This window comes from Corynebacterium pacaense (assembly GCF_900169525.1).
Lineage (GTDB): Bacteria > Actinomycetota > Actinomycetes > Mycobacteriales > Mycobacteriaceae > Corynebacterium > Corynebacterium pacaense.
This window is the reverse complement of the sequence record NZ_LT821239.1, coordinates 317,839-330,542: the sequence shown is the minus strand read 5'-3', so window position 1 is coordinate 330,542 and position 12,704 is coordinate 317,839. Positions and strand designations below refer to the sequence as shown.

The following is a 12,704-nucleotide window of genomic DNA, read 5'->3' as shown; positions in this document are numbered from 1 at the left end:
CAGGCGGGGATGGTCCCCGCCCGATCAAGGACGCCGAGTTCGATGACATGTTCTCCCCGCTCAGGCGGGGATGGTCCCCATCAGGCCCCGCCTCGTCGTGTGGGAAAACGGTTCTCCCCGCTCAGGCGGGGATGGTCCCGACATGCTGAGTCGCCACGTCCTGCACCCACTGTTCTCCCCGCTCAGGCGGGGATGGTCCTCACCGGCCATGTTCTTCCCGTGGTACCCACTAGTTCTCCCCGCTCAGGCGGGGATGGTCCGGCGACAGAGAAGTACGACAAGATGATTGAGGAGTTCTCCCCGCTCAGGCGGGGATGGTCCGCACTTCGCGACCTTAGGCATCGATGGCTCCGAGTTCTCCCCGCTCAGGCGGGGATGGTCCGGCGTCTGCGGGGTCGGAGAAGGTGTCCGACGCGTTCTCCCCGCTCAGGCGGGGATGGTCCCTGATTCTGCATCGACACCCGCGACTGGACCAGGTTCTCCCCGCTCAGGCGGGGATGGTCCCCGGTGTGCGCCGATAGTGCCGAGGAATGCCCAGTTCTCCCCGCTCAGGCGGGGATGGTCCCGCCATGAAGTCGTCCGCCAGCTGCGAAGCGGTGTTCTCCCCGCTCAGGCGGGGATGGTCCGGGTGACCGGGTTGTGACCTTCGGCAGGCTGCAGTTCTCCCCGCTCAGGCGGGGATGGTCCGATGGACACCGACGGGAAGATCCTGACGGTGGGGTTCTCCCCGCTCAGGCGGGGATGGTCCAGCTCGCGCGCCCGGAGCCGGTGCTGACCCCGGCGTTCTCCCCGCTCAGGCGGGGATGGTCCCAACCTTGCCAACCGCTACTTACCCGGTGGCACGTTCTCCCCGCTCAGGCGGGGATGGTCCCGGTGAATCCGAGTTCGTGCACCGCGCCAGCGTGTTCTCCCCGCTCAGGCGGGGATGGTCCCCGCGACGGCTGGGACGACGAGCCCCTCCCCGCGTTCTCCCCGCTCAGGCGGGGATGGTCCCCATCCCTGCTTCAGGAGCAAGAGATGCACCGTGTTCTCCCCGCTCAGGCGGGGATGGTCCGCCCGGTGAGCTTAATGTCATTTACTCGGGCGTGTTCTCCCCGCTCAGGCGGGGATGGTCCCCCGCGCACCATATTCAAATGCGTGTATGCATCGTTCTCCCCGCTCAGGCGGGGATGGTCCGGCGAGGCAAGGCAAGGCAAGGGAAAACCCTGGGTTCTCCCCGCTCAGGCGGGGATGGTCCGGGTAAGCAGGCCCGCCAGTATTTCATCGCCTGGTTCTCCCCGCTCAGGCGGGGATGGTCCGCAGTACGCGGCGAAGAGCGGGCCGAAAGGCAGGTTCTCCCCGCTCAGGCGGGGATGGTCCCGTACAGATGCCGTGAGACATCGGGTGCCCCCGGTTCTCCCCGCTCAGGCGGGGATGGTCCGGTCACGCCGATCCAGGTATCTTCTCCGTCCTCGTTCTCCCCGCTCAGGCGGGGGTGGTCCGAGCGGCCTGGACCTCCTCCGTGGAATCCACCAGTTCTCCCCGCTCAGGCGGGGATGGTCCGGGCTGCCGCCACGGACTGGCAGGCCCAGGATGGTTCTCCCCGCTCAGGCGGGGATGGTCCCTCATCCCACGCGGCGATGAGATTTTCCTTCGTGTTCTCCCCGCTCAGGCGGGGATGGTCCCTGCCTGCACGCGGGCCATCGCGAGATCACGCTGTTCTCCCCGCTCAGGCGGGGATGGTCCGGTCACCTCCCAGTGCGGGTTATTCACCGATGAGTTCTCCCCGCTCAGGCGGGGATGGTCCCGTTCGCCGCGGTGCGGGGCATACGGCTGCGGGGTTCTCCCCGCTCAGGCGGGGATGGTCCAAGCCCGGCGCGATCCGCATCGACTATGACCTTGTTCTCCCCGCTCAGGCGGGGATGGTCCTGCATGGCCGAGCTCGTGGGCGATGCAGGAGCGGTTCTCCCCGCTCAGGCGGGGATGGTCCGGCCACTGCGGGGTCAGAGAAGGTCACCGACGCGTTCTCCCCGCTCAGGCGGGGATGGTCCAGGGAACATCAATTGAATCACATACGCCCGGGGAGTTCTCCCCGCTCAGGCGGGGATGGTCCCCCCTGCCATACCTGCGATGCGTAGCCACGACCGTTCTCCCCGCTCAGGCGGGGATGGTCCCTTAGTTCGCCCCGTCGTCGGTGAGATCTCCACGTTCTCCCCGCTCAGGCGGGGATGGTCCCGTGGCGTCTGATTCTGCGGTCGCGTTCGGCAAGTTCTCCCCGCTCAGGCGGGGATGGTCCTCGTACGCTGACGCTCTCGGCACGAGCACGGGGTTCTCCCCGCTCAGGCGGGGATGGTCCGGTTTCATCGCTACCCGGGCCTTTGGGGTCTGTGTTCTCCCCGCTCAGGCGGGGATGGTCCCTAGATGCGCTGGCGTCGAATCAGATCGCGGTGGTTCTCCCCGCTCAGGCGGGGATGGTCCCGTCGCCGCGACCAATGCCTGAGGCTCGCCCTTGTTCTCCCCGCTCAGGCGGGGATGGTCCCCCCGATCGCGGCGGCGAGCTGCGATTCCGTGAGTTCTCCCCGCTCAGGCGGGGATGGTCCGGCGCCGGCATCATCGACCTGGACGACAACATTGTTCTCCCCGCTCAGGCGGGGATGGTCCGGTGCTTCTCGAAAGACACCCGGCCCAAATGCGGTTCTCCCCGCTCAGGCGGGGATGGTCCACCTCTGACAGCTGCTGCTTCGGTGGCAGCGAGGTTCTCCCCGCTCAGGCGGGGATGGTCCGTCTTGAGTCTCCTGGTGCCGGCGGCGGTGATCGTTCTCCCCACTCAGGCGGGGATGGTCCCCCCCACGCCCACAGGATCACCATCCCCGCAACGTTCTCCCCGCTCAGGCGGGGATGGTCCGGCCCAGGAGTTCGCAGGCACCGCATTCGAAGTGTTCTCCCCGCTCAGGCGGGGATGGTCCCCTGCTTATAGCCAGCGCGTCCGCTGGGGCCTAGTTCTCCCCGCTCAGGCGGGGATGGTCCCGCCACCGCCAGCGGCGGCGCATCCGCGTTGGCGTTCTCCCCGCTCAGGCGGGGATGGTCCGTCACTCTGGGGCGTGCGTGGAACCCCGGTAGTGTTCTCCCCGCTCAGGCGGGGATGGTCCCAGGCCCGGTGGCGGTGGCATGAGAGATGCCATGTTCTCCCCGCTCAGGCGGGGATGGTCCGGACACCTGGTCCCTCATCGACAAGCGACGGATGTTCTCCCCGCTCAGGCGGGGATGGTCCTCAAAGCATCCTTGAACACGGCGATCTGATCCAGTTCTCCCCGCTCAGGCGGGGATGGTCCTGAGCGTAGGGTCAGCGAGCAAATCGCTGACAGGTTCTCCCCGCTCAGGCGGGGATGGTCCCAAGACTTTTGAGCGGTCCGCGGAGGAAACCGCGTTCTCCCCGCTCAGGCGGGGATGGTCCGGCGGGCACGCCTGAGCTGCAGGCTTCAGCACCGTTCTCCCCGCTCAGGCGGGGATGGTCCGTGGGATTAGACAATTTTCATTCTCCTTTAGTAGTTCTCCCCGCTCAGGCGGGGATGGTCCCTTCCCCACTGCACCCGCAGCAGTCGCCAAAGCGTTCTCCCCGCTCAGGCGGGGATGGTCCGCGCCAGCACAGTTTTTACGTACTTACCGGACCGTTCTCCCCGCTCAGGCGGGGATGGTCCTGAGGCTGCGAAGCGTGGGCGATCGTTCGCGGAGTTCTCCCCGCTCAGGCGGGGATGGTCCGTTGACCTCCGCGTTCCGCCCTGGTAGTGGGTAGTTCTCCCCGCTCAGGCGGGGATGGTCCCTTCATCCTGCATCGCAGCCGGTACCTGCTGCAGTTCTCCCCGCTCAGGCGGGGATGGTCCTGATGGTCTCCTCAAGGCGATCAACGCGGTCACGTTCTCCCCGCTCAGGCGGGGATGGTCCGTCACTCTGGGGCGTGCGTGGAACCCCGGTAGTGTTCTCCCCGCTCAGGCGGGGATGGTCCATCCGAAGTGCCATGCCCGATCTCGGCGCGGGGGTTCTCCCCGCTCAGGCGGGGATGGTCCCAGAAAATCCACGACGCCGGAATCTTTACTCAGGTTCTCCCCGCTCAGGCGGGGATGGTCCCCTTCCCAGAATGACGACGACCCAGAACCTTCCGTTCTCCCCGCTCAGGCGGGGATGGTCCCTGGTAGGCGGTCAGCTCAATGAGAAGTGCCATGTTCTCCCCGCTCAGGCGGGGATGGTCCCCTTGCGAGATCCCACTCCTCAAGGAAGGTGAGGTTCTCCCCGCTCAGGCGGGGATGGTCCGGAACTCGAGGAGGCGATGAATTCGTCCGTCGAGTTCTCCCCGCTCAGGCGGGGATGGTCCGGTACGACAGGGCAGCTGGTGTCTCCGCGTGATGTTCTCCCCGCTCAGGCGGGGATGGTCCGGCGTGTGGGAGGTTTTCAAATCTCTGTGGGATGTTCTCCCCGCTCAGGCGGGGATGGTCCGCTTCGTCAGCGCCTGCGGGTGCAGCAAAATAGGTTCTCCCCGCTCAGGCGGGGATGGTCCGCGCATGGGATATGGCGATGAGTACCTGGATGCGTTCTCCCCGCTCAGGCGGGGATGGTCCTGCGGAAACACGAGTGCCCGGTTATCCTCCGACGTTCTCCCCGCTCAGGCGGGGATGGTCCGCATGGAGCTCATACCGGAAGAGTCAGTCTCTACGTTCTCCCCGCTCAGGCGGGGATGGTCCGGTGGTGGTGTTGATGGCAGCGCTATCGGACTCGTTCTCCCCGCTCAGGCGGGGATGGTCCTCAGCCCGGCGTTGACGAGGTTGGCCAGTGCTTGTTCTCCCCGCTCAGGCGGGGATGGTCCGGCAACAGTCTCCGATCTGGGGCGGGCGGTTCCGTTCTCCCCGCTCAGGCGGGGATGGTCCGGGCGACTCCGAGCACCACCTCGGCGTCAGCAGGTTCTCCCCGCTCAGGCGGGGATGGTCCCTTTGCGAGATCCCACTCCTCAAGGAAGGTGAGGTTCTCCCCGCTCAGGCGGGGATGGTCCCTTTGCGTCTTCGACTCGGCCAGAGCAGTATCCGTTCTCCCCGCTCAGGCGGGGATGGTCCCGGATCATCGCCCTCACCCGGCGACCACTCCTTGTTCTCCCCGCTCAGGCGGGGATGGTCCGCTGGCACCACGGTGGCCGGGGACAATCACGCGGTTCTCCCCGCTCAGGCGGGGATGGTCCTCAGCTGGGTCATTACGGCCCCTTTCTGTGTGAGTTCTCCCCGCTCAGGCGGGGATGGTCCTCGGGCTGACGACACTCTCCCAAAGCCATGTTAGTTCTCCCCGCTCAGGCGGGGATGGTCCGACCGGGCCTGTCCTCACCGTGTGCACGGATTTGTTCTCCCCGCTCAGGCGGGGATGGTCCGACGCCCACAAAACCACCCTTCCCTAGTAGTCAGTTCTCCCCGCTCAGGCGGGGATGGTCCGAACAGATCCTCGACAAATGCCCCGTCCAGATTGTTCTCCCCGCTCAGGCGGGGATGGTCCGGTTGATCAGGTGCGTAAGGGCATCCAGCAGCTGTTCTCCCCGCTCAGGCGGGGATGGTCCCCGAGGTACTCATCACCCGGAAGAAGGCGCGCGGTTCTCCCCGCTCAGGCGGGGATGGTCCGGGGCTGGCCATGCAGGCCAAGCACGGCGCACTGTTCTCCCCGCTCAGGCGGGGATGGTCCCACCGGGTTTCCGCTCTGACACGCTGCCTCTGTGTTCTCCCCGCTCAGGCGGGGATGGTCCCGTGTTGTTTGTTTTCAGGACGGCGGCCAGCAAGTTCTCCCCGCTCAGGCGGGGATGGTCCCAACCGTGCGGTGCCTCCTCGATGTGCCAGCGGGTTCTCCCCGCTCAGGCGGGGATGGTCCGGCGATCAACGCGGTCACTGGCTTCATTGGTATGTTCTCCCCGCTCAGGCGGGGATGGTCCCCCCTTCTCAGCACCTTCAAGGTTCCGGGCCTGGTTCTCCCCGCTCAGGCGGGGATGGTCCTTCCCGCACCGGCGCAGTCAACCGCCCAATATTGTTCTCCCCGCTCAGGCGGGGATGGTCCCTCGCTCGGTGCTGTACACCCCAGCCTGGGCCGGTTCTCCCCGCTCAGGCGGGGATGGTCCGTCTTCGATCTTCGGCTCCTCCGCTTCGACTTCGTTCTCCCCGCTCAGGCGGGGATGGTCCAAGGTCGCGGCCAGCAGATAGGAGATGATTTCGGTTCTCCCCGCTCAGGCGGGGATGGTCCGGCAATCAACGCGGTCACTGGCTTTATTGGTATGTTCTCCCCGCTCAGGCGGGGATGGTCCCGCCTGGAACCTTTGCCCTAGATCGGTGAGCATGTTCTCCCCGCTCAGGCGGGGATGGTCCTGAATCAATCGTCACTGCGTCGCCTGTCACATTGTTCTCCCCGCTCAGGCGGGGATGGTCCGCGGGGGGGCTGGGATCTGCGTTTGAAGGCGCAGTTCTCCCCGCTCAGGCGGGGATGGTCCCACAGCCGTCTAAGCCCGCACTCCTGGTCAACAGTTCTCCCCGCTCAGGCGGGGATGGTCCCCCCACTTGCGCCCTGACTTGTCCATGTAGAATGTTCTCCCCGCTCAGGCGGGGATGGTCCCCCGAAGGGCACGATCCCCCGCGCCGAGATCGGGTTCTCCCCGCTCAGGCGGGGATGGTCCGGATGCTCTGAGCCTGGCGGCGTCGACTACTGAGTTCTCCCCGCTCAGGCGGGGATGGTCCCCCCCAACACAGACAACCACCTGATACACTCGAGTTCTCCCCGCTCAGGCGGGGATGGTCCGACACCCTGCCCGCATGCGGAGCGACCGGCTTAGTTCTCCCCGCTCAGGCGGGGATGGTCCGTTCAGGGGACGAAACCGGAATCTCACCAAATTGTTCTCCCCGCTCAGGCGGGGATGGTCCGATAATCCAACGCCGCGACCTGCTGCGCAATAAGTTCTCCCCGCTCAGGCGGGGATGGTCCCGTCAGGACAATAAGCTGGCAACGATTTATGCGGTTCTCCCCGCTCAGGCGGGGATGGTCCCCTCGATGGTAAGGGCGGCGCGTACGCGCTGGCGTTCTCCCCGCTCAGGCGGGGATGGTCCGGTGACTGTCAGCTATGGGCCGCGGACGGAGGCGTTCTCCCCGCTCAGGCGGGGATGGTCCGTTCAACTGGCCCGTGAAGCAGGTAGGCGTGTCGTTCTCCCCGCTCAGGCGGGGATGGTCCGTCGGAGGTGGCGACATTGAATGCGCTGCTCAAGTTCTCCCCGCTCAGGCGGGGATGGTCCGACCTGTCGCAAATCGTGCGAGTCCGGCCATCGGTTCTCCCCGCTCAGGCGGGGATGGTCCCGGCGGCCCGTGGGGTGGGCATACCTCCGGCACGTTCTCCCCGCTCAGGCGGGGATGGTCCCCCGCCCTTAGCCAGCTCGGCCATCGCGGCGGCGTTCTCCCCGCTCAGGCGGGGATGGTCCCGGGTTTGTGTGGACCGGCAGGGTGGATGATTTGTTCTCCCCGCTCAGGCGGGGATGGTCCTCTGATCAACGCCCAAATCCTCGACAGGTGTGCGTTCTCCCCGCTCAGGCGGGGATGGTCCCTACGGTCGTTCCTGGGTGGATGAGGCCGAGCAGGTCGACACGGATCTGATTCTCGATGACGGCGGCAGGCTCTGGAACAGCACTCTAGCAACCCCGGTCATGCCACCTACCTCGGACTCTCGGGCGAGCCCGTGGGGCGACTGTCGGTGCAGCGGGTCTATAAACACGTCATCAAAGCCCGTCTCTATCGAGGCGATCAGCAATGGAGCGAGGTCCAGCACTTTCATCCGCGCGACGTGCGCTTCGACGGCTGGAACCCATCCGCCTGGCAGAACACCATTGATTATGACAGCGAGGCCGTCAGTGACGACGAGTCCAGGAATGACGACGTCGACCAAGACGAGACTGCCACGATCGTGGCCACGAACCAGCGAGAAGATAGTGCTACCCATCGGGGACCGTGCGTCTCGTATCTCCGGGTCTCGACCGCGGAGTAGAACCTCGCCCGGCAGCGCGAGATGATCGGGCAGGACTCGAAGACTGCATCGGCTTCCTGCGTGAACACGATCAACTGCTGATCGCCTCGATTGACCGACTGGCCCGCTCCCTGACTGATCTGCAGGGACTGATCGACCAGATCGCTGAGAAGGGTGCGAGCGTGCACTTCATCAAAGAAGGACTGACCTTTGCGACGGGTCGGGAGATCTCCTGAGACAACCTCATGCTGGGCATCCTCGGCTCATTCGCTCAGTTTGAGCGATCGATTATCCGGGAGCGGCAGGCTGAGGGCATAGCCCTGGCGAAAAGGCCGGCAAATATAAAGGCCGCAAACGCGCCCTGACCACAGAAAGGCCGAAGAAGCACGGCAGTGAGCAGCAGCAGGTGAGCAGCAGCAGGTGAGCCCAAGGTAGCTATCGCCACAGACCTTGGTATCAGTAGGGCCACCCTATACCGCACGCTGGCTGACAGCTGACCGGCCCTGACATAGAGATAACTACTGGCACGTTGCGGTCCTGGGGTGGTACTTTTCCAAGCGGGACTGTCATTTTCAGAAGTCCTCTACACGGGAGACATGTTGACTGGGACTGATAGATGGATGCTTTCCCAATTGTGCCGCCAGCTATTATTCTTGCCAACTCTTCATCAGTTCCTTGAGTCCTGATGCTTCCCATCCGAGCTCAACCTCCCAAAATTCGTGTTCCCAAAATTCGGGAGACAAATTTCGGTCGAACCACCTCAGGTAGTTCACTGCAGTATTTCGATCCAGGAAGGTTCGAACATCAACCGGCTCCTCACCGCCTGGGCAAGCCCCCTCCTCCATGCTGTAACCAGGGCTGAAAGCAACAATGACCGGTTCTCCATGGACCGGGCGCCAACTAGAGTTCTTGCCACAATCCACGGCGCATTCACTCCAATAGACATGAAACATGGAGTCATTATGACGTTTCGCAATAGCTCTTGCGTCTTCAAGAGTGGGAACGATCGCCAGGACCCTTTGCCTAAGCTGCAAAGACTCCTGCAGATAACAGATATAGATTCTCTGAGGAAAATGCTTCAGCTCGTATGAGGTTGCCACTCTTGTTCCTATACCCGGCAGGAAAATCTTGCGATGTCCGGATAAACCCTAGCGTAATATTCTTTTCCGCCGTAGTTAATGACACCAGCTGCAGTGCCCCAAAACCAGGTATCAACATGTCCACGACAATGGTGTTCTATGTTTTTCTGAACAAGCGTTGTGGTGAGCCCCGGATCTGAATATGCAGTTGCAGAAGCTGCCTTCAACCACCACTGATAGTATTTATACCTTAAGTTTGTTGTGTGCTGGATTGATGAAACCGGTTTAGTGCAAGTTGTCGATGGCTTAAACCCTACAATTCCGAAATCACTCTCCCCACTTTTTGTCCTTATATGAATATTGTTTGGCTTTAGGATGCATGGTCCATACGTAACAGGTGCACCTTTCTGCATAAGGGAAATCCCGGGGGATCCTAGACTCTCTGCAATCCACTCATCTTCAATCGCATCAAAATAAGCATCTGCTTCTTCCTGGGAATCAGCCTGTATGTACTGACTGGTTAGACCGCGTGGAGCAAAACCCTGAGAGACTTCGCCTTGGATTTCTCCACCTTCGAAACTCTGGATGTAAGTGAACTCATCAACCCATTCCATCGGGGCAATTGGGTAGCCAAAATCTCCAGCTGGCCCCTCTGCACTTTTCCAGTCGTCCAGGATCGTCCCAGAAACAGCATGAGCCCCTAGCCCGGGGGCCCAATAGATTTCTCCTCTTTGGAAGATGCTGAAACGTCCCATTCCATCTGTGACCCCGGCCTCATCAGCTATTGGAAATCCTAAATACCCTGAAGGTCCCCCCAATTCGAGCCATTTATCGAGGATGACTCCGTTGATACTGGCAATCTGAAAGCCTTCCAAGATTGGGGTGCGGTAGACGCGCCCACCCTGGAATTGCTGAACCCAGCCGCTGATCTCACCGTCAATGGTGGTGGATCCTTCCACCGGAACTTCACCGCCGAGAGGGTAGCCAAGCCAGCCGGCTTCCCAGCCGTGACGCTGCCACAGAGCCATTGTCATCGGTGAGACCGCATGCGCTCCGGTATCGGGGTGCTGGTAGATGACGCCGCCGACGAACCGCTGACGGTGGCCCTGGCCGTCGGGGTTGATCGACTGGTGTTCGATGGGCAGCAGAAGCCAACTGGTTTCTCCGCCCAGAGCCTCGTAGCGATCCAGGATCTCCCCGCACACCTTGAACGGGATCAACCAGAACGACTTGCACCGCTCCGCCGTTGCCATGAATGTCCGTGCTTGCGGCTGGGACTGCTCTGTGGCGATCGCGACCTCGGAGCGGTCGGCTTCTGTCTTGTCGTAACCCTCGGGGATGCCGACCTTGTCCGACCACATCTGACCGGGGATGATCTCATCTTGCGGTGGGCCGGAGGCCTCTGCCTGCTGGATCTTGTCCTGGATCTCAGCGATTTCAGCCTCCGTGAGACCGCCGACACCATCAACGACTGGGGGATTATTCACATCGTATTGGAACTCTGAGACATAGGTGTCACGGTCCTCCGGGGCAATAATCCGTTCCGATTGCGCGGTAGCCACCGGGGATAGCAAGCCCACAGCGATTAGGGTCGATGCGAGCGCACCGACCAGTTTTCTTCGAAACACCTAAAGCACTCCTTGCGAAAGCATTAATATTATTTTTCTGACTATAACCTGCTAGAAAGTTGAAAGTGACATGTATGTTTCGATCAGGAAATAGCCCACCCCCAGACGGGTGACACCTTGTGGGTTCTCCCCGCTCAGGCGGGGATGGTCCGACGGCGACACCCTCGCCGCCGGCAACACCGCCGTTCTCCCCGCTCAGGCGGGGATGGTCCGCAGCATGACGGCCAGGTGACTGTGGTCGTCGAGTTCTCCCCGCTCAGGCGGGGATGGTCCGTCGAGGAAGTCAACAACCGAGCGCGGATATGGGTTCTCCCCGCTCAGGCGGGGATGGTCCCGAGTACAACAGCTGCTCAAGATGCTTCTCGAAGTTCTCCCCGCTCAGGCGGGGATGGTCCCAAAATGTTATGCAAGTGGTGACACGTGTTTCAGTTCTCCCCGCTCAGGCGGGGATGGTCCCCCACAGCAGGGCAACCAGCAGCGCGGCGGTTTGTTCTCCCCGCTCAGGCGGGGATGGTCCTCGCACCCCTCCTGCACTGTGATCTGGGAGGCCGTTCTCCCCGCTCAGGCGGGGATGGTCCCCGCCGCAGCCCGCTCCCGCACCGATGCGCACCGTTCTCCCCGCTCAGGCGGGGATGGTCCTGGGAATGAGTAGTCATGGCGCAGGGAGATACCGTTCTCCCCGCTCAGGCGGGGATGGTCCGCCACCCAGCCTCGTCGCAACGGGTACATGTACGTTCTCCCCGCTCAGGCGGGGATGGTCCGGGCGGCGCGTACGCGCTGGCTGAAACGCAGGCGTTCTCCCCGCTCAGGCGGGGATGGTCCAGACACCGAAAACCGCGAGCCGTCATCCGACCAGTTCTCCCCGCTCAGGCGGGGATGGTCCTATCATTTTGGAGCAGCACCCGACCCTCGGAGCGTTCTCCCCGCTCAGGCGGGGATGGTCCCGCGTCTTCGCGACGACGGCAGCTTTACCGACGGTTCTCCCCGCTCAGGCGGGGATGGTCCCCCGGGCGGAGCCGGGGTCACTGTCGATGACGGGTTCTCCCCGCTCAGGCGGGGATGGTCCCACAAGTAGTCAAACAGAATCTTTCAGGCCCGCGTTCTCCCCGCTCAGGCGGGGATGGTCCCCTGCGCGTGTGGAACCACGACTACACGGACTCGTTCTCCCCGCTCAGGCGGGGATGGTCCCACGCGCCGATGTCCGATTCACCTCATCAATAAGTTCTCCCCGCTCAGGCGGGGATGGTCCCCCGAACTGCTCATAATTTTTCAATCACTACACGTTCTCCCCGCTCAGGCGGGGATGGTCCCGGAGGATACCGACTACCGACATCCGGCCCTGGGTTCTCCCCGCTCAGGCGGGGATGGTCCGAAGGCGATTCTGCAGGCGCCCACGAAGGCGACGTTCTCCCCGCTCAGGCGGGGATGGTCCGGTGGACACCTACCTTGCAGGCCAGCTTGTCGCGTTCTCCCCGCTCAGGCGGGGATGGTCCGTCGTGGGCCGAGGCTCAGGGTACGACGCGAATGGTTCTCCCCGCTCAGGCGGGGATGGTCCCTCGCCGCGATTTATGCAGGCAAGGCCGGTGGTGTTCTCCCCGCTCAGGCGGGGATGGTCCGGGCTCAGATTTGTCGAATGATCCTGATGGTGAGTTCTCCCCGCTCAGGCGGGGATGGTCCCCAGGGGTGAGGGGCAGTGTCCCGGAAGGACAGGTTCTCCCCGCTCAGGCGGGGATGGTCCCTGAGGAGATGGATGCGTATATGCAGACCGTGAGTTCTCCCCGCTCAGGCGGGGATGGTCCCTGTTGCCCACCAGCCCTGAACTTGCTGAGGTTGTTCTCCCCGCTCAGGCGGGGATGGTCCCGTTCGATACCGGGCTGACGGGTCCGTAGCGGAGTTCTCCCCGCTCAGGCGGGGATGGTCCCGCGACCTGCACCTGAGCATCCTTAATCATCGGGTTCTCCCCGCTCAGGCGGGGATGGTCCCTATTGCGTTGTGCTG

The 12,704-nt window shown here is 63.4% G+C and carries 4 protein-coding genes, 1 pseudogene and 2 CRISPR repeat arrays (2 of these 7 only partly in view); of the genes and pseudogenes, 2 read left to right on the top strand and 3 right to left on the bottom strand.

Annotated features, from left to right (window positions below):
- Nucleotides 1-7,582: direct repeats of the CRISPR family, unit length 28 nt; unit sequence GTTCTCCCCGCTCAGGCGGGGATGGTCC; it reaches 1,234 nt to the left of the window's first position.
- Complete coding sequence (locus B7E02_RS14270) at nucleotides 7,583-7,921, bottom strand: hypothetical protein (RefSeq protein ID WP_179129615.1); 339 nt, start codon at nucleotides 7,919-7,921, stop codon at nucleotides 7,583-7,585. It abuts the feature before it with no gap.
- A gap of 62 nt (nucleotides 7,922-7,983) precedes the next feature.
- On the opposite strand from B7E02_RS14270, the pseudogene B7E02_RS13915 reads away from it, so the two are divergent.
- Together B7E02_RS13915 and B7E02_RS14870 are read left to right on the top strand one after the other, a co-directional pair.
- Nucleotides 7,984-8,364 (top strand): annotated as a pseudogene (locus B7E02_RS13915) (recombinase family protein).
- A 72-nt stretch (nucleotides 8,365-8,436) separates the two neighbouring features.
- Nucleotides 8,437-8,496, top strand: coding sequence for a hypothetical protein (locus tag B7E02_RS14870; protein ID WP_080506467.1), 60 nt, complete (start codon nucleotides 8,437-8,439; stop codon nucleotides 8,494-8,496).
- 150 nt (nucleotides 8,497-8,646) lie between these two features.
- Here the strand turns inward: B7E02_RS14870 and B7E02_RS13910 are convergent, their stop codons facing one another.
- Both B7E02_RS13910 and B7E02_RS01675 read right to left on the bottom strand, forming a co-directional pair.
- Nucleotides 8,647-9,099 carry a hypothetical protein gene (locus B7E02_RS13910; RefSeq protein ID WP_143336596.1) on the bottom strand — a complete coding sequence of 151 codons (453 nt, stop codon included), beginning with the start codon at nucleotides 9,097-9,099 and terminating at the stop codon, nucleotides 8,647-8,649.
- Nucleotides 9,100-9,107: 8 nt separating this feature from the next.
- Nucleotides 9,108-10,706, bottom strand: coding sequence for an LGFP repeat-containing protein (locus B7E02_RS01675; protein ID WP_080792329.1), 1,599 nt, complete (start codon nucleotides 10,704-10,706; stop codon nucleotides 9,108-9,110).
- A gap of 123 nt (nucleotides 10,707-10,829) precedes the next feature.
- A CRISPR array of direct repeats spans nucleotides 10,830-12,704; the repeat unit is 28 nt; unit sequence GTTCTCCCCGCTCAGGCGGGGATGGTCC; it runs 3,035 nt beyond the window's last position.